The 15,350-nt window shown below is 72.9% G+C and carries 20 protein-coding genes and 2 tRNA genes; 8 read left to right on the forward strand and 14 right to left on the reverse strand.

Annotation, left to right across the window (positions count from 1 at the left end; all coding sequences use genetic code 11):
* Positions 1-78: 78 nt before the first annotated feature.
* Together J3P32_RS03230 and J3P32_RS03235 are read left to right on the forward strand one after the other, a co-directional pair.
* Positions 79-1,647, forward strand: coding sequence for a phytoene desaturase family protein (locus J3P32_RS03230; protein WP_210438410.1), 1,569 nt, complete (start codon positions 79-81; stop codon positions 1,645-1,647).
* Positions 1,648-1,711: 64 nt separating this feature from the next.
* Positions 1,712-1,784 (forward strand) — tRNA-Lys (locus J3P32_RS03235).
* Positions 1,785-1,962: 178 nt separating this feature from the next.
* Here J3P32_RS03235 and J3P32_RS03240 read toward each other — a convergent pair.
* The 8 genes from J3P32_RS03240 to J3P32_RS03275 all read right to left on the reverse strand — a co-directional run bounded on the left by J3P32_RS03240 (position 1,963) and on the right by J3P32_RS03275 (position 5,799).
* Positions 1,963-2,106, reverse strand: a complete 144-nt coding sequence (locus J3P32_RS03240; RefSeq protein ID WP_210438411.1) for a GPGG-motif small membrane protein — start codon at positions 2,104-2,106, stop codon at positions 1,963-1,965.
* Positions 2,107-2,168: 62 nt separating this feature from the next.
* Positions 2,169-2,768 carry a 1-acyl-sn-glycerol-3-phosphate acyltransferase gene (locus J3P32_RS03245; RefSeq protein ID WP_210438412.1) on the reverse strand — a complete coding sequence of 200 codons (600 nt, stop codon included), beginning with the start codon at positions 2,766-2,768 and terminating at the stop codon, positions 2,169-2,171.
* Positions 2,765-3,103: a GroES family chaperonin gene (locus J3P32_RS03250; protein WP_210438413.1), complete on the reverse strand. Its 339-nt coding sequence runs from the start codon at positions 3,101-3,103 to the stop codon at positions 2,765-2,767. The genes J3P32_RS03245 and J3P32_RS03250 overlap by 4 nt, the downstream gene beginning before the upstream one ends.
* Before the next feature lie 5 nt (positions 3,104-3,108).
* Complete coding sequence (locus J3P32_RS03255) at positions 3,109-3,357, reverse strand: DUF3618 domain-containing protein (protein WP_210438414.1); 249 nt, start codon at positions 3,355-3,357, stop codon at positions 3,109-3,111.
* Entirely contained in the window at positions 3,354-4,109 is a 756-nt protein-coding gene (locus J3P32_RS03260) for an energy-coupling factor ABC transporter ATP-binding protein (protein WP_210438415.1), read from the reverse strand. The genes J3P32_RS03255 and J3P32_RS03260 overlap by 4 nt, the downstream gene beginning before the upstream one ends.
* Complete coding sequence (gene cbiQ / locus J3P32_RS03265) at positions 4,106-4,789, reverse strand: cobalt ECF transporter T component CbiQ (protein ID WP_210438416.1); 684 nt, start codon at positions 4,787-4,789, stop codon at positions 4,106-4,108. Before cbiQ ends, J3P32_RS03260 begins: the two co-directional genes overlap by 4 nt.
* Entirely contained in the window at positions 4,790-5,098 is a 309-nt protein-coding gene (locus tag J3P32_RS03270) for a PDGLE domain-containing protein (RefSeq protein WP_307861571.1), read from the reverse strand.
* 11 nt (positions 5,099-5,109) lie between these two features.
* On the reverse strand, positions 5,110-5,799 hold the full coding sequence (locus J3P32_RS03275) for an energy-coupling factor ABC transporter permease (RefSeq protein ID WP_210438417.1): 690 nt from the start codon (positions 5,797-5,799) through the stop codon (positions 5,110-5,112).
* Between the two features lie 174 nt (positions 5,800-5,973).
* On the opposite strand from J3P32_RS03275, the gene bcp reads away from it, so the two are divergent.
* The 3 genes from bcp (at position 5,974) to J3P32_RS03290 (ending at position 7,494) form a co-directional block, all read left to right on the forward strand.
* Positions 5,974-6,453: a thioredoxin-dependent thiol peroxidase gene (bcp, locus tag J3P32_RS03280; protein ID WP_210438418.1), complete on the forward strand. Its 480-nt coding sequence runs from the start codon at positions 5,974-5,976 to the stop codon at positions 6,451-6,453.
* 22 nt (positions 6,454-6,475) lie between these two features.
* Positions 6,476-6,549, forward strand: a tRNA-Leu gene (locus J3P32_RS03285).
* A gap of 72 nt (positions 6,550-6,621) precedes the next feature.
* On the forward strand, positions 6,622-7,494 hold the full coding sequence (locus J3P32_RS03290; protein ID WP_210438419.1) for a bile acid:sodium symporter family protein: 873 nt from the start codon (positions 6,622-6,624) through the stop codon (positions 7,492-7,494).
* Positions 7,495-7,507: 13 nt separating this feature from the next.
* Here J3P32_RS03290 and rdgB read toward each other — a convergent pair whose 3' ends face one another.
* Complete coding sequence (gene rdgB, locus J3P32_RS03295; RefSeq protein ID WP_210438420.1) at positions 7,508-8,131, reverse strand: RdgB/HAM1 family non-canonical purine NTP pyrophosphatase; 624 nt, start codon at positions 8,129-8,131, stop codon at positions 7,508-7,510.
* Positions 8,128-8,877 carry a ribonuclease PH gene (gene rph / locus J3P32_RS03300; protein WP_210438421.1) on the reverse strand — a complete coding sequence of 250 codons (750 nt, stop codon included), beginning with the start codon at positions 8,875-8,877 and terminating at the stop codon, positions 8,128-8,130. Before rph ends, rdgB begins: the two co-directional genes overlap by 4 nt.
* Before the next feature lie 232 nt (positions 8,878-9,109).
* Here rph and J3P32_RS03305 point away from each other — a divergent pair, with 232 nt between their 5' ends.
* Together J3P32_RS03305 and J3P32_RS03310 are read left to right on the forward strand one after the other, a co-directional pair.
* Positions 9,110-10,282 carry a sensor histidine kinase gene (locus J3P32_RS03305; protein ID WP_210438422.1) on the forward strand — a complete coding sequence of 391 codons (1,173 nt, stop codon included), beginning with the start codon at positions 9,110-9,112 and terminating at the stop codon, positions 10,280-10,282.
* Entirely contained in the window at positions 10,279-10,929 is a 651-nt protein-coding gene (locus J3P32_RS03310) for a response regulator (protein WP_210438423.1), read from the forward strand. Before J3P32_RS03305 ends, J3P32_RS03310 begins: the two co-directional genes overlap by 4 nt.
* On the opposite strand, the gene J3P32_RS03315 is transcribed toward J3P32_RS03310, so the two are convergent.
* Both J3P32_RS03315 and murI read right to left on the reverse strand, forming a co-directional pair.
* Positions 10,926-11,681, reverse strand: coding sequence for an MBL fold metallo-hydrolase (locus J3P32_RS03315; RefSeq protein ID WP_210438424.1), 756 nt, complete (start codon positions 11,679-11,681; stop codon positions 10,926-10,928). The genes J3P32_RS03310 and J3P32_RS03315 overlap by 4 nt on opposite strands.
* A complete protein-coding gene (murI, locus tag J3P32_RS03320; protein WP_210438425.1) occupies positions 11,678-12,502 on the reverse strand; it encodes a glutamate racemase in 825 nt (274 codons plus the stop codon). Before murI ends, J3P32_RS03315 begins: the two co-directional genes overlap by 4 nt.
* A gap of 91 nt (positions 12,503-12,593) precedes the next feature.
* On the opposite strand from murI, the gene J3P32_RS03325 reads away from it, so the two are divergent.
* Positions 12,594-13,652: an alkaline phosphatase family protein gene (locus J3P32_RS03325; protein WP_210438426.1), complete on the forward strand. Its 1,059-nt coding sequence runs from the start codon at positions 12,594-12,596 to the stop codon at positions 13,650-13,652.
* Here J3P32_RS03325 and J3P32_RS17640 read toward each other — a convergent pair.
* Complete coding sequence (locus J3P32_RS17640) at positions 13,639-14,337, reverse strand: DUF3152 domain-containing protein (protein WP_210438427.1); 699 nt, start codon at positions 14,335-14,337, stop codon at positions 13,639-13,641. The two genes, J3P32_RS03325 and J3P32_RS17640, sit on opposite strands and share 14 nt — an antisense overlap.
* A 63-nt stretch (positions 14,338-14,400) precedes the next feature.
* On the reverse strand, positions 14,401-15,348 hold the full coding sequence (locus tag J3P32_RS03335; protein ID WP_210438428.1) for a PLP-dependent cysteine synthase family protein: 948 nt from the start codon (positions 15,346-15,348) through the stop codon (positions 14,401-14,403).
* Positions 15,349-15,350: the final 2 nt, after the last annotated feature.

The following is a 15,350-nucleotide window of genomic DNA, read 5'->3' on the forward strand; positions in this document are numbered from 1 at the left end:
TCTCCTCCCTCCCCCGGGCCGACCCTACGGGTGGGCCGGGCGCCGTCCCACCCACGCCCGAGGGTCTACGTTGACCGGATGCACCCCCGCAGCAGCAGCTATGACGTCGTCGTGGTCGGCGGCGGCCACAACGGGCTCGTGAGCGCGGCGTACCTCGCACGCGCCGGGCTCTCGGTCCTCCTGCTCGAGCGCCTGGGCCACACCGGCGGCGCCGCGGTCTCGACCGAGCCCTTCGCGGGACGACCGGTCCGGCTCTCGCGCTACTCCTACCTCGTCAGCCTCATGCCGGAGCAGCTGATGGCCGACCTCGACCTCGACGTCCGGCTCGCCTCGCGCACCACGGCGTCGTACACCCCGTGGACCCGTGGCGAGCGCACGGGCGGCCTGCTCGTGGAGCGTCCCGAGGGCGAGGCGACCCGCGCCTCGTTCCGCGAGCTCACCGGCGGGGACGACGAGTACGCCGCGTGGCAGCGGTTCTACGGGGAGGTCGGCCGGCTCGCCGAGGTGGTGGCACCGACGCTGATGCGGCCGCTGCCCCTCGCCCGGGAGGTGCGCGACCTGGTCGACGAGCGCATCTGGGACGACGTGGTCGAGCGGCCGCTGGGCCGGGCGATCAGGTCGCGGTTCAGCGACGACACGGTCCGCGGCGTGGTGGCGACCGACGCGCTGATCGGGACGTTCGCCTCGCTGGACGACCCGTCGTTGGTGCAGAACCGCTGCTTCCTCTACCACCTCGTCGGCAACGGCACCGGTGAGTGGCGGGTGCCCGTCGGCGGCATGGGCGCGGTGACGACCGCTCTCGCGACGGCCGCGGCGGGCGCGGGCGCCGAGATCGTGACCGGCGCGGGCGTCAGCGCCATCACACCCGGCCCGGACGGCGCCGAGGTCACCTGGCACGACGGCGAGCGCGAGCACGCCGTGACCGGCCGACGGGTCCTGTCGGGCGTGGCCCCCTGGGTGCTGCGGATCCTGCTCGGCGAGGGCGAGGACACCGCGACCAAGCCCGTCGGCTCGCAGCTCAAGATCAACCTCCTCCTCGACCGGCTCCCGGGGCTGAGGTCGGGCGCCGACCCGGCCGTCGCGTTCGCCGGGACGCTCCACCTGGCCGAGGACTACAGCTTGCTCGAGCAGGCGTACGCCGCCGCGGCCGGCGGGGCCGTGCCGGACCCGCTGCCCGGCGAGGTCTACTGCCACAGCCTCACCGACCCCTCGATCCTGGGCGACCGCGCGGGGTCGGCCCACACGCTGACCTACTTCGGGCTGCACACCCCCGCCGGCCTCTTCGACGCCGACCCGTCGGCGCGCGAGGTCGCCACCCGGCGCGCGCTCGCCTCGCTCGACGCCGTGCTCACCGAGCCGCTCGCCGACTGCCTCGCCACTGACGCGGAGGGCCGGCCGTGCATCGAGGTGAAGGTCCCGCAGGACGTCGAGCGGGACCTCGCCATGCCCGGTGGGCACATCTTCCACGGCGACCTCGAGTGGCCGTGGGCAACCAACCGCTCCCGCCTCGAGACCCCCGCGCAGCAGTGGGGCGTGCAGACCGCGCACGACGCCGTCCTGCTCTGCGGGTCGGGCGCACGCCGTGGCGGAGCGGTGTCCGGGCTGGGCGGCCACAACGCGGCCCAGGCCGTGCTGGCGGAGCTCTGAGGGGATCCCCCTCGATTTCGTCTGCTGATTACGACGCGGTAGAGTTCTACTCGCTTCACCGCCTGCGCCATTAGCTCAATTGGCAGAGCAGCTGACTCTTAATCAGCGGGTTCGGGGTTCGAGTCCCTGATGGCGTACCGAAGCCGAGAGCCGGTCCTCACGGACCGGCTCTCGGCGTTTCCGGACTGGAGTGCGGACTGGCGTGTGCGGGCTGGCCCGTCCGGGGTCGACGTTCGGGGAGTGTGCCGTGCCCGGACGTGCGAAGAGCCGGTCCGTGACGGACCGGCTCCTCACGTTTCCCTCCCGCAGGGTGTCCTACGTGAACAGGCTGACTCCGCCCGGGCCGACGAGCAGCCCCACGACGATGAGCAGGATGCCCCAGAGCATCTGACCCCTGATCAACGAGACGATGCCGGACACCACGAGGATGACGGCAAGAATCCACAGCAGAAATGCCATTTCATGCTCCCTTCGGTTGAAACCCTCAACCTAGCCTTCAGGCTTGGTGCCCGGAAAGCCGGTCACACCCCTACGGAGGGCGGCTCAGGACCCTCCTCCCGCAGTCGCGGCGGGGTGAACGACTCGGGCCGGAACCCGGTCTTGTCGGCGTAGAAGTCGCGCAGGACGTCCATGTCGGCGCCCACGTCGCCGGTCGGGTGGAAGGTGGGACCCCAACCGACGGTGCGCGAGGGGACGTCGAGGAACGCCAGCGTGATCGGCAGTCCGGTCTGGCGGGCGATCCGGTAGAAGCCGGACTTCCAGTACTCGCCGCGCGAGCGGGTGCCCTCCGCGGCGATCCCGATCAGCCAGGGGTCCTCGCCCTCCGCCTCGGCGAGCAGCTCCTTGATCGTCGCCGCCGGGTTCGTGCGGTCGAGCTCGACCGCACCCGTGCGCCGCAGCAGCCAGCCCAGCGGACCGACGAACAGCTCCCGCTTGACCAGCAGCCGGATCGTGATGCCGTACCGCCAGGCCAGCAGCATCGTCAGGACCCAGTCCCAGTTGGAGGTGTGCGGGGCGCCGACGAGGACGCCGCGCTCGGGCACCTCGCCCACGGTCCGCCACCGGACCGCGCGCAGGACGAGCCCCGCGACCCCGCGCCGGAGCGCGGACCCGGCGCTCACAGGTAGAGCCCGGTCGAGCCGCCCTCGAGGCGCTCGGCGGCGACGGCGTGGACGTCGCGCTCGCGCATGACGACGTAGACCTCGCCCTGCACCTCGACCTCGGCCTTGTCCTCGGGGTCGAAGAGCACGCGGTCGCCGACCTCGACGGCGCGCGCGTGCGGGCCGACCGCGATGACCCGCGACCAGGCCAGGCGGCGGGCGCCCATCGCCGCGGTCGCCGGGATCACGATGCCACCGGTCGAGCGGCGCTCGCCGGCGTCCTTGTCGACCTCGACGAGCAGGCGGTCGTGCAGCATCTTGATGGGGGCGCTGCCCCCGGCCATGGTGCGCGCCATGTCGCTCAGCGGGCGACCCTGCGCACGAGCGCGAGGAGCACCACGACGCCCACGACCGCGCCGGCGGCCTTGAGGATGTTGTCGGTGCGCGGCGCGCCGGTGTCGAGGTCGACGAAGCTCGACTTCACCGTGGTCACCTGGCGCCCGACGATCGTCTTCGGGTGGGCGCGGTGAGCGAGCTGGTCGATCGTCGAGGCCAGACGCTGACGGGTCTCCTCGATCTCGCGCTCGAGCGCGCGCATGTCCTGGGTCACCCGGGAAGGCTATCAATGCGGCGCGGGTCGAACCCCCACGGCAGCTCGAGGCGGTGGGCGGCCATCAGCGCCTCGTCGGTCAGCACGTCGAAGGTCGACCGGTCGGCCACCACGACCCCTTGGCTCAGCACGACGCTGCGGGGGCACAGCTCGAGCGCGTAGGGCAGGTCGTGGGTCACCATCAGCACCGTCACGTCGAGGCTGCGCAGGATCTCGGCGAGCTCGCGCCGGGAGGCCGGGTCGAGGTTCGACGAGGGCTCGTCGAGCACGAGGACCTCGGGCTCCATCGCCAGCACCGTGGCGACCGCGACGCGGCGGCGCTGGCCGTAGGACAGGTGGTGCGGGGGCCGGTCGGCGAAGTCCGCCATCCCCACGCGGTCCAGCGCGTCCATGACCCGGCGCTCGAGCGCGGTGCCGCGCAGGCCGAGGTTCGCCGGCCCGAACGCGACGTCCTGGCGCACCGTGCCGAGGAAGAGCTGGTCGTCGGGGTCCTGGAAGACGATCCCGACGCGCCGCCGGATCTCCTGCAGGTGCCGCTTCGAGACGGGCAGCCCGCTGACGGCGACCGAGCCCTTGCCGGCGGTGAGGATGCCGTTGAGGTGGAGCACCAGCGTGGTCTTGCCCGCGCCGTTGGGCCCGAGGAGCGCGACGCGCTCGCCGCGGTGGACGTGCAGGTCGACCCCGAACAGGGCCTGGTGGCCGTCGGGATAGGCGAAGGCGAGGCCCCGGACGTCCAGGACTGGGGTGCTCACGTCGGCAACTTACCGTCGTACCCCCGCGACAGCATGGCCAGGTGGACCCGCTCGCCGCGCTCGTAGGAGCGGATGAACAGCGCACCGAGCGACCGCGCGAGCACCGGCCAGTGGCGGGGCGAGCGCGGGTCGCAGCCGCGTGAGCGGAGCGCGGTCATCATGCGGCCGAGCTCGGCCGTCACGACCTGCAGGTAGCGGATCATGAACCCCATGATCTGCACGAGCAGGTCAGGCGTGCGCAGCCGCTGCAGGCCGCGCAGCAGGTCCTGCGGGTCGGTGGTGGCGGCCAGCGTGAGCGAGGCCAGCACGCCGATGCTGCCCTTGACCAGCAGCGCGAGGCCGGCGACCAGCCCCGGCTCGGAGACGCTGACCCCGAGCACCTCGGTGCGCGGGCCGTGGGCGATGAACGGCATCAGCACCGCGAACACGACGAACGGGACCTCGACCACCATCCGCGGCAGCAGGTGCCGCAGCGGCACCCGGGACACGGCGACCACGCCCAGCAGGACGGCTGCCTCCAGCGCGAAGACCGGGTAGGCCTCGCGCGGCGTCGCCACCACGACGAGCATGAACCCCAGCAGCGCCAGGACCTTGAGGTGCGCGGGTGCGCGATGGACCGGGCTGTCACCGCGCGGGCGCTCGCCGGGGACGTGGGACCGGTGGGCGTGACCGGTGCCCACTCAGCCCTCGCTGTCGGCGGTCTCGCGGCGGCGGACCAGCCAGAACAACCCGGTGCTGAGGACGAGCATCACCACGACGCCGATCACGCCGGCGAGGCCGCCGCTCAGGCGCGCGTCGTCGACGCCGGAGGTCTGGTAGTCGGCGAGCGGGCTGTCGGCCGTGGCGGAGTCCTCGGCCGAGCCGAGGAACCCGGTCTGCTCGGCGACGTACTCCAGGCCGTCGGGGTGCGAGCTGGCGTAGTAGCTCGCCACGCCTGCCACGAGCAGGCTCACCACCAGGGCCATGACGAAGAACCCGCGAGTGCTCACGCGTGGGGTGCTCACGCGACCTCCACCGTGCGGGTCTCGAGCTCGCGCTCGGAGAGCAGCGGCCGGGCGCCGTGCACGAGGTCGGGGCGGGAGCCCACGACGCTGGCGACGACCAGGCCCGTGACCACGGCCTCGCCGATGCCGATGACGGTGTGCCACCCGAGCATGGCGGCCAGCACCGCGCCGAGGTCCACCGGCACGTTGCCGCCCAGCGCGAAGAGCCCGGTGAACACGAGGGCGGCGACGGGGACGCTGAGCAGCGCACCGACGGCCGCTGCGGGCGCGACCACGGCGAGCCGCGACGGCAGCACGCGGCGCAGCAGCGCGAACACGGCCCAGCCGACGGCCACGGTGACGATGCCGATCAGCGTGATGTTGGTCCCGAGGGCGGTGATGCCGCCGTCGGCCATCAGCAGCGCCTGCACCCCGAGCACGACCGAGAGGCAGAGCACCGCCGTCCACGGTCCCGCCAGGACCGCGGCGAGCGCCCCACCCATCAGGTGACCGCTCGTGCCGGCGCCCACGGGGAAGTTGATCATCTGTGCGGCGAACACGAACGTCGCGACGAGACCCGCCATCGGGGCCGTACGGTCGTCGAGCTCGCGTCGTGCGCCCCGGAGCGCGACCGCCACCGCGGCTGCGGCCACGACGCCGGTCGCCACCGAGGTGGGGGCGTCGAGGAAGCCGTCAGGCACGTGCACGCGGTCACTTCCCTGCTGTGGGCCGGCCCTCCAGGGGGCTGGTTGGATGTCAGGTGGCCGACGCGGATCCCCCGATGCCGCGCCGGCACACCCCCGACCTTATTGCAAAGATCTTGCAACAACCACATCGAGCCCGAATTCCAGCCCGAGATCCCGCCCAGGAGCCCGACCGACATGACCGAGAGCCCGCACCGCCTCGTCCCCGGCGACGCCGCCCCCGAATTCACCCTCACCAGTGACACCGGTGAGCAGGTCTCGCTGGCGGCCCTGCGCGGGCGGAATGTGATCGTCTACTTCTACCCCGCGGCGATGACCCCCGGCTGCACGAAGCAGGCGTGCGACTTCTCCGACTCGCTCGACTCGCTGCGCGCCTCGGGCTACGAGGTGCTCGGGGTGTCGAAGGACGAGCCGGCCAAGCTGGCGAAGTTCCGCGAGCGCGACGCCCTCACCCTCACGCTGCTCTCCGACGGGGACCTCGCGGTCCACAAGGCCTACGGCGCCCACGGCACGAAGAAGCTCTACGGCAAGGAGGTCGAGGGCGTGATCCGCTCGACCTTCGTGATCGACGAGGACGGCGCGGTCCAGCTCGCGCAGTACAACGTCAAGGCGACCGGTCACGTCGCCAAGCTGCGCCGGGACCTCGGCCTCGACTGACGCGTGTGAAGATGTGGCCCGCGCGCTCGTAGCCCAATTGGCAGAGGCACCAGGTTTAGGTCCTGGCCAGTGAGAGTTCGAGTCTCTCCGAGCGCACAGGCACGACCGGCGAGCCGAGTCCGGTCCGATCCCCCTGACGTTGACGCCGCTCACCACTAGGGTCCGCGCATGGATTCCGCGCTGACCACCGTCGGACTGCCCCTCGCCCTGGCGATCATCATGTTCGGCCTCGGGCTCGACCTCACCGTCGGCGACTTCAAGCGAGTCGCTCGCGCACCCCGGGCCGTGGCCGTCGCCCTGGCCTGCCAGGTCGTGCTCCTCCCGGTCGTCTGCTTCGGGCTGGTCGTGCTGTTCGACCTGCCGGCCCTGCTCGGCATCGGCATGCTCCTGCTCGCCGCCTCGCCGGGCGGCACCACGGCCAACCTGTTCAGCCACCTGTTCCGGGGCGACGTCGCGCTCAACATCACCCTGACCGCGATCAACACGGTCATCGCGGTCGTGACGCTGCCGGTGATCACCGGCCTCGCCATCGGGTACTTCGACCGGCAGGACGACGTCTCCATGCCGCTGGTGGAGATCGTCAAGGTCTTCGCGCTGATCCTGCTGCCCGTGGGCCTCGGCATGGTCGTCAACAGGCGGGCGCCCGGCTTCGCGCGACGGATGGACAAGCCGGTGCGCATCGGGTCGGCGGTGATCCTCGCGATCCTGGTGCTCGGGATCCTCATCGACCAGGTCGAGAACGTGGGCGACTACCTCGCGGACGTCGGCCTGATCACCGCGCTGTTCTGCGCGATCAGCCTCGTGGTGGGCTACGTCGTGCCGAAGGCCCTCGGGGTGACCGGCCCGCAGGCCATCGCCTCGTCGATGGAGGTCGGCGTGCACAACGCGACCCTGGCGATCTTCGTGGCGGTCGAGGTGCTCGACGAGGTCGAGATCTCGGTGCCGGCCGCGGTCTACTCGCTCTGGATGTTCCTCTTCGCGGCGCTCTGGGGCGCGTGGGTGAGCAAGCGGGTCGACACCCGGGAGTCGGTGACGGCCTGAGGAGCCGGCGGCCTCAGGACAGGTCGGCGGCGACGTAGGGCGCCAGCTCGCGCAGGGCCCGGCCGCGGTGGGAGATCCGGTCCTTCTCGCCGGGCTCGAGCTCGGCGGCGGTGAGACCCGCGGCGTCGTGCTCGACCGGGACGAAGACGACGTCGTAGCCGAAGCCGCCGCTCCCCCGCTGCTCCCGCACGATGCGTCCGTCCATGCGGCCCTCGACGACGCGCTCGCCGCCGTCCGGCATCACCCATGCGACCGCGCAGGCGAAGTGGGCGCCGCGGCGCTCGTCGGGCACGTCGTGCAGCTGCGCGAGGAGGAGCTCGTTGTTCCGCTCGTCGGCCGCCCGCTTGTCACCGTGCGGCGAGCCCGACCACCGTGCGGAGAGCACGCCCGGCATCCCGTTGAGGGCGTCGACGCACAGCCCGCTGTCGTCGGCCACGGAGGGCAGCCCGGTGGCCGCGACCCCCGCCCTGGCCTTGAGCAGCGCGTTGCCCGCGAAGGTCGGCTGGTCCTCGACCGGCTCGACGTAGCCGTCGACGTCGGCGATGCCGAGCACCTCCACGTCGGGGACGTGAGCGGCGAGGATGCGCTGCATCTCGGCGATCTTCTTCGCGTTGGCTGAGGCCAAGAAGATCCTCATCGCGCCAGCGCCTCCTGCTGCAGGCGCGTGAGGTCCGCGCACCCCTTCTCGGCCAGCACGAGCAGCGCGTCGAGCTCGGCCCGGTCGAAGGCGGCGCCCTCGGCGGTGCCCTGCACCTCGACGAACTTCCCCTCGCCGGTCATCACCACGTTCATGTCGGTCTCGGCGCGCACGTCCTCGACGTAGGGCAGGTCCAGCCGCGGCACGCCGTCGACGATGCCGACGCTCACGGCGGCGACCGACCCGGTGAGCGGCTCGCCCGCGAGCGCACCGGTGGCCCGCAGGTGGGCGACCGCGTCGACGAGGGCGACGTACGCCCCGGTGATGGCGGCGGTGCGGGTGCCGCCATCGGCCTGCAGGACGTCGCAGTCGAGGACGATCGTGTTCTCGCCCAGCGCCCGGTAGTCGATGACCGCGCGCAGCGAGCGGCCGATGAGGCGGGAGATCTCGTGCGTGCGGCCTCCGATACGGCCCTTGACCGACTCGCGGTCGGAGCGGGTGTTGGTCGCCGCGGGCAGCATCGCGTACTCGGCGGTGACCCAGCCGAGGCCGGATCCCTTGCGCCAGCGGGGCACGCCCTCCGAGGCCGAGGCGGCGCACAGCACCTTGGTGCCGCCGAACTCCACGAGCACCGACCCTGCGGCGTGGTCGAGCCAGTGGCGGGTGATCGTGATGGGTCGCAGCTCGTCGTCGGCACGGCCGTCTGCGCGCGGAGCCGGCGTGGGCTCGGAGGGTCCGGAGGTCATGGCACGACCCTAGACGCGGCTGAGCCGGGTCCGGTCACCCCCGTGTGTCACCGGACCCGGCTCGAGGCCCCGTCCCCTGCGGGACCGACCTGCTGCGCGCGGCCCCACGCCGCGCAGCTCCCTCCGCGCGGTGGTGACACCAGAGTGCGGTCCGCCGCCCGGTCGGGGCATCAACCCGTGGGCGCTGCCGGTGCAGACCAAAGTAGGAGTGGCGCTCGCTACCCTGAGCGCCGTGGACACGCGTCGGGCGCACCCGGAGGGCCACCCGGGCCAGCCCGAGCTGACCTGGGTGTCGCACGCGTGGCGCTACGCCGTGTGCCTCCTGTTCTCGGCGCTGGTGTGGTCGAACGTCGCGGCCGTCGAGTGGCGCGACGTCCGCGGCTTCTTCGTCGTCGAGCTCGCCCTCGGGGCCGCCTCGTTCGTGCTGGTGCACTTCCGCAGGCGGGCCCCGGTGCGCATCGCGCTCCTCGTCGCGGGAGTGAGCGCCTTCTCGGGGCTGGCCTCCGGGCCGGCGACGCTGGCGGCGGTGTCCGTGGCGACCCGCCGGCAGTTCCGCGAGGTCGTGCTCGTCGGGGTGGTGAACTTCCTCGCCGCGCAGACCTGGACCACGATCGCGCCGATCCAGGGCGACGACTACCTGATCACCACCCTGGTCAACCTCGCGGTGAACGCCGGGATCATGGGATGGGGGCTCTACATCGGCTCCCGCCGGGAGCTGCTCTGGAGCCTGCGCAGCCGCGCCGAGCGCGCCGAGCTCGAGCAGGAGCTGCGGCTGTCCCAGGCCCGCACCGTCGAGCGCACCCGGATCGCAGGCGAGATGCACGACGTGCTGGCGCACCGGATCACGCAGGTGTCGATGCAGGCCGGTGCGCTCGCCTTCCGCGACGACCTCGACGGCGACCGGTTGCGCGAGGGGCTCGGGCAGATCCAGCGGCAGGCCAACGACGCGCTCCACGAGCTGCGCGACGTCCTCGGCGTGCTCCGGGAGGACGACCCGAGCCCGCCGACCGCGCGGCCCCAGCCGACGTACGACGACATCGCGGCGCTCGTCGACGAGGCGAGGACGCTCGGCCTCGACGTCGACTACACCGACACCGTGGACACCGCCACGCCGGTGCCGGCGGCCACCGGCCGGACGGTCTACCGCATCGTGCAGGAGGGCATCACCAACGCCCGCAAGCACGCGCCGGGCGCGCGGGTCACCATCCGGTCCACGGGTGACCCGGGGTCCGGCATCACCGTCGTGGTGAGCAACCCGCTGGGCGAGCGGCGCAGCGCCGCACCGGGCGCCGGGCTCGGGCTGGTGGGCCTGCGCGAGCGGGCCGAGCTGCGGGGCGGCCGGCTGCACCAGCGCGCGGAGGGGTCGTCGTTCGTGCTCGAGGCTTGGTTACCGTGGTCGGCGTGATCCGCGTGCTGCTCGTAGACGACGACCCGCTGGTCCGCTCGGCGCTGTCCCTCATGCTCGGCGGACAGTCCGACATCGAGGTGGTGGGTGAGGCCCCCAACGGCGAGGCCGGCCTGGCGCTGGTGGACGACACGGAGCCCGACGTCGTGCTCATGGACATCCGGATGCCGGTGATGGACGGCCTCGAGGCGACCCGGCTGCTGCACTCGCGGCCCGCGCCGCCGGCCGTGGTCGTGCTCACCACCTTCGACGCCGACGACCACGTCCTGCGCGCCGTGGCGTCGGGTGCCGACGGCTTCCTGCTGAAGGACACCCCGCCCGGCGACATCGTGAGCGCCATCCGCACGGTGGCCGCCGGCGACGCGATGCTCTCCCCCTCCGCGACCCGGAGCCTGGTCTCCCGCCTGCGCGACACCGCGCCGACCGACCGCTCCACCACGGCCGCGGACCGGCTGGCCGTCCTGACCGAGCGCGAGCTCGAGGTCGCGGTGTGCGTCGGGCGAGGACTCAGCAACTCCGAGATCGCCTCGGAGCTCTACCTCTCGATCCCCACCGTGAAGTCACACGTCTCGAGGCTGCTCACCAAGCTCGAGAGCACCAACCGCGTGCAGGTCGCGATGATCGTCCACGACGCGGGCCTGGTCTAGATCTCGTACGTCGCCCCGGCGCGGGCGAGCTCGACCCGGCCCGCCCACTCGGCGCGCGCCTCGGCCTCGGCGTCGGCCGCGTCGTGCCACGGCGGCACGTGGGTCAGCACGAGCCGGTCCACCCCCGCCTTCGCGGCCGTGCGTCCGCAGTCGGCGCCGGTCATGTGGAGGTCGGGCGGGTTGTCGTCCGTGCTCCGGAAGGACGCCTCCGCGAGCAGGAGGTCCGCGCCGGACGCGACCTCGTCCAGGGTGGGGCAGGGGCCGGTGTCGCCGGAGTAGACGAGGGTGCGGCCGCCGGACGTGACCTTCAGCGCGTAGGCGGCGACGGGGTGCACCACCGCGTGCGCCTCGACCCGGAACGGGCCGAGGTCGACCGGGCCGGCGTGCTCGCGGAAGTCGAACTCCTCGGTCATCCCGGGCTCGGAGGGGAGGTCGTAGGCCCGCGCCATCCGCTCGGCGGTCCCGGCCGGTCCCCAGACCGGGATCGGCGGCTGGGCGCCGGTCGGGTGGTACTTGCGCATCACGTAGTAGCCGCAGAGGTCGAGGCAGTGGTCGGCGTGGAGGTGGCTCAGGAACACCGCGTCGATGGCGAGCGGGTCCGCGTGGCGGTGCAGCTGCCCGAGCGCGCCGTTGCCGAGGTCGAGCAGGATCCGCCAGGTCCGGCCCTCGTGCTCCTCCTCGAGCAGGTAGCAGCTCGCCGGCGACTCGGGCCCGGGGTAGGACCCCGAGCACCCGACGATGGTGAGCCTCATCGCAGGCCTCCCGCGAACTGGCTGGCGCCCAGGAGCTCCGAGCCCAGGAAGCGGCGGCCGATGGTGGCGAAGTCCTCCGGGCTGCCGGTGGTGGCGAAGGTGTAGTCGGCCTCGCCGCCGGCGCGCATCAGGCCGGTCCGGGCGAGCATCTTGTAGACATCCTTGGCGCACTCCTCCGCGGAGCTGACGAGCGTGACCTCGTCACCCATGACGTACGAGATGACGCCGGTCAGCAGCGGGTAGTGGGTGCAGCCGAGGATCAGGGTGTCCACGCCGGCGGCGGCCAGCGGGTCGAGGTACTCGTGGGCGGCGGCCAGCAGCTCGTCGCCGCCGGTGACGCCCTGCTCGACGAAGTCGACGAACCGGGGGCACGCCCGGATGTGCAGGTCGAGGTCCGGTGCGGCGGCGAAGGCGTCGTCGTAGGCCATCGAGCCGGCCGTGGCGCGCGTGCAGATCACGCCGACCCTGCGGTTGCGGGTGGCCGCGGCGGCGCGGCGCGCGGCCGGCAGGATCACCTCGACGACCGGGACGTCGTAGCGCTCGCGCGCGTCGCGCAGCATCGCGGCGCTGGCGGAGTTGCAGGCGATCACGAGCGCCTTGACCCCTTGCGCGTAGAGGTGGTCGAGGCACTCGAGGGCGTACTCGCGCACCTCGCCGATCGGCTTCTGGCCGTAGGGCTGGCGCGCGGTGTCGCCGAGGTAGACGACCGACTCGTGCGGCAGCTGGTCGATCACCGAGCGGGCGACGGTCAGCCCGCCGAACCCCGAGTCGAAGATGCCGATGGGGGCGTCGGCGGTCGGTGCGGGCTGGGCGGTCGGCACAGGAAGCAGGCTAGGCGCTCCCCGGTCGCCGGTCACGCCGTCGGGGGCGTCGGCCCGGTCACACCCGGGGTGCTCGGGTTATCGTCGGGCAGTGACCCTGCGCAACGTGCTCGTCTCGCTCCTGGTCGGCTCGGGCCTCGTCCTCGCCGGCACCCAGGCGCCCGCACTCGTCCCCGACAGCTCGGTGGAGGGAGCGGTCGACGGCCGCACCGCCCCGGGCACGGCCGCCAGGGCGGCAGCCGATGCCGAGTCCGTGCTCGCCATCTCCATCGACGGCATGAGCGTGCCCGCCGTCCGCCGGCTCGGCAGGAAGCAGCTGCCGCACCTCCACCGCTTCATGCGGGCCGGCGCCTCCACGCTCAACGCGCGCACCGAGCACGAGATGACGGTGACCCTGCCCAACCACACCGGCATGGTCACCGGTCGTCGCATCGAGGCCGCCACGGGCGGCCACGGGGTCACCTGGAACGACGACCGGCCCGTGCCGAGCACGGTGCAGGCCGCGGCCGGGCACGACGTGGCCTCGGTCTTCTCGGTCGTCGACGCCGCAGGCGGATCGGCTGCGCTGTTCGCCTCGAAGACGAAGTTCGGCCTGTGGCAGCGGTCGTGGCCCGACGCCATCGACCGCACCACGATCGACCTGGACAACGCCGCGCTGGTGACCGCGCTGGTCGACGACCTCGAGACGGACCGAGACTTCCGCTTCCTCCACCTCTCCCTGCCCGACAACGCCGGCCACAGGAGCGGCTGGATGTCGCGGCCCTACCTCGCCGCGGTGCGGAGGTCCGACGCGCTCGTCGGTCGTGTGGTGCGGGCCGTCAACGCCGACCCGGCCCGCCGGGCCGGCACCACGATCCTGCTGACGAGCGACCACGGCGGGCACGGGCCCTCGCACGACAAAGCCACGCTGCTCGACAACTACCGCGTCGTCTTCATGGCACGCGGCTCCGCCGTGGACCGCGGGGTCGACCTCTACGCCATCAATCCCAGCTACAAGGACCCCGGCACCCGGCGCACCCGCTACGGCATGCGCCGTCCCCCGGTCCGCAACGGCATGATCGCCAACCTCGCGCTCGACCTCCTCGACCTCCCCGCCGTGGAGGGCAGCGAGTTCGACGCCGAGATGGACCTGCGGCTCACCGCCCCCTGACGGCAGCCGCCTCGCGTTCCAGCGGCCACGGGTTGAACCGGCACCCGCCGGTGCCCTTCGACTGCTGCATCATCACCGGCGCCCGGCGGCCGCCGCGACACGACGCGTGCCCGAGGCCGAGCCAGTGCCCGGTCTCGTGGTTGACCACCATGTGGCGGTAGTCGCGCCGCGACCGACCCGCAGCGTTCCACGCCGGCGACGCGCGCAGCCACCGCAGCTGGTTGATGACCACGTGCCGGCCCACCCGGCACGACCACCGCGTCGAGCAGCCCGCCGAGAACGACGGCAGCGTCCCCGGCGCCGCGAGCACGAGCGTGAAGTGCCCGCCGCGGCGCACCCGACGGAGCTCCACGCCGCCCGACCTCCAGCCGCGCGGGTCGTCGAACGTCTCCTGCGCCTGCCGCCGGAACACCTTCATCGACGCGCCGATGCGTCCCCGCGTGGTGACGGAGTAGGTGACGCGGCGCCGGACCGGGACGACGTCCTCCCCGGCGACGGACCGGTCGCCCCTCGTCGTACGCCGGTGCTCGCTCGCGTCGAGGTGACCCGGTGCCGCGTGGTGCCCGTGGCCGGGGCGCTCCCCGCCGGCGTGGGCCGGGCCGGCGAGCAGGGTGAGGAGGAGCGAGGCGAGGAGGAGCGGCGCGAGGACGAGTGGGGCGAGGACGACGCGCACGACTGTGCTCACCCGTCGAGCGTAGACCGGAGGGGGCGCACGTGGGAGCCGGTTGCCCGACCGCCGACGGCTCGCTCAGGCCCAGAGCTGTCCGTCGAGACGGTCCTCGGCGTCGTCGACCGTGCCCTCGTAGGCGCCGGTCGAGAGGTACTTCCAGCCGCCGTCGCACACCACGAAGGCGATGTCGGCGCGCTCGCCGGCCTTCTGCGCCTTGGCGGCCTGGCCGAGCGCGGCGTGCAGGATCGCGCCGGTCGAGATGCCGGCGAAGATGCCCTCGAGCTCGAGCAGCTCGCGCACGCGGCGCACGGCGTCGCGCGGGCCCACGCTGAAGCGTGAGTCGATCAGCGAGGCGTCGTAGAGCTCGGGGACGAACCCCTCGTCGAGGTTGCGCAGGCCGTAGACGAGCTCGCCGTAGCGCGGCTCGGCGGCCACGATGCGGACGTCGGGCTTGGCGGCGCGGAAGAAGCGGGAGACGCCCATGAGGGTCCCGGTCGTGCCGAGCCCGGCGACGAAGTGGGTGATCTCGGGGAGGTCGGCGAGCAGCTCGGGACCGGTGCCCTCCTCGTGGGCGAGGGCGTTGGCGTCGTTGCCGTACTGGTAGAGCATCACCCAGTCGGGGTGCTCCCCCGCGATCTGCTTCGCGACGCGCACGGCCTCGTTCGAGCCGCCGGCGGCCGGGGAGGAGACGATCTCCGCGCCCCACATCCGCAGCAGTTGCCGCCGCTCCTCGGAGGTGTTCTCCGGCATCACGCAGACGATGCGGTAGCCCTTGAGCTTGGCGGCCATCGCCAGCGAGATGCCGGTGTTGCCGCTGGTGGGCTCGAGGATCGTGCAGCCGGGGCGGAGCGTGCCGTCCTTCTCTGCCTGCTCGATCATCCGCAGGGCCGGACGGTCCTTGATCGAGCCGGTGGGGTTGCGGTCCTCGAGCTTGGCCCAGATCCGGACGTCGGGGCTCGGCGAGAGCCGTGGCAGGCCGACGAGGGGCGTGCCGCCGACCGACTCCAGCAGGCTGTCGAAGCGCATGC

Origin of the sequence: Nocardioides xinjiangensis (genome assembly GCF_017916385.1) — a bacterium.
Taxonomy (GTDB): Bacteria; Actinomycetota; Actinomycetes; order Propionibacteriales; family Nocardioidaceae; genus Nocardioides; species Nocardioides xinjiangensis.

Coding starts and splice junctions, on each gene's coding strand:
- J3P32_RS03315 (WP_210438424.1), bottom strand. CDS start 11,681: ATGAGGCTCACCATCGTCGGGTGCTCGGGGTCCTACCCCGGGCCCGAG.
- J3P32_RS03335 (WP_210438428.1), bottom strand. CDS start 15,348: ATGCGCTTCGACAGCCTGCTGGAGTCGGTCGGCGGCACGCCCCTCGTC.
- rdgB (WP_210438420.1), bottom strand. CDS start 8,131: ATGAGGATCTTCTTGGCCTCAGCCAACGCGAAGAAGATCGCCGAGATG.
- J3P32_RS03250 (WP_210438413.1), bottom strand. CDS start 3,103: ATGGCGCGCACCATGGCCGGGGGCAGCGCCCCCATCAAGATGCTGCAC.
- rph (WP_210438421.1), bottom strand. CDS start 8,877: ATGACCTCCGGACCCTCCGAGCCCACGCCGGCTCCGCGCGCAGACGGC.
- J3P32_RS03230 (WP_210438410.1), top strand. CDS start 79: ATGCACCCCCGCAGCAGCAGCTATGACGTCGTCGTGGTCGGCGGCGGC.
- bcp (WP_210438418.1), top strand. CDS start 5,974: ATGACCGAGAGCCCGCACCGCCTCGTCCCCGGCGACGCCGCCCCCGAA.
- J3P32_RS03290 (WP_210438419.1), top strand. CDS start 6,622: ATGGATTCCGCGCTGACCACCGTCGGACTGCCCCTCGCCCTGGCGATC.
- J3P32_RS03240 (WP_210438411.1), bottom strand. CDS start 2,106: ATGGCATTTCTGCTGTGGATTCTTGCCGTCATCCTCGTGGTGTCCGGC.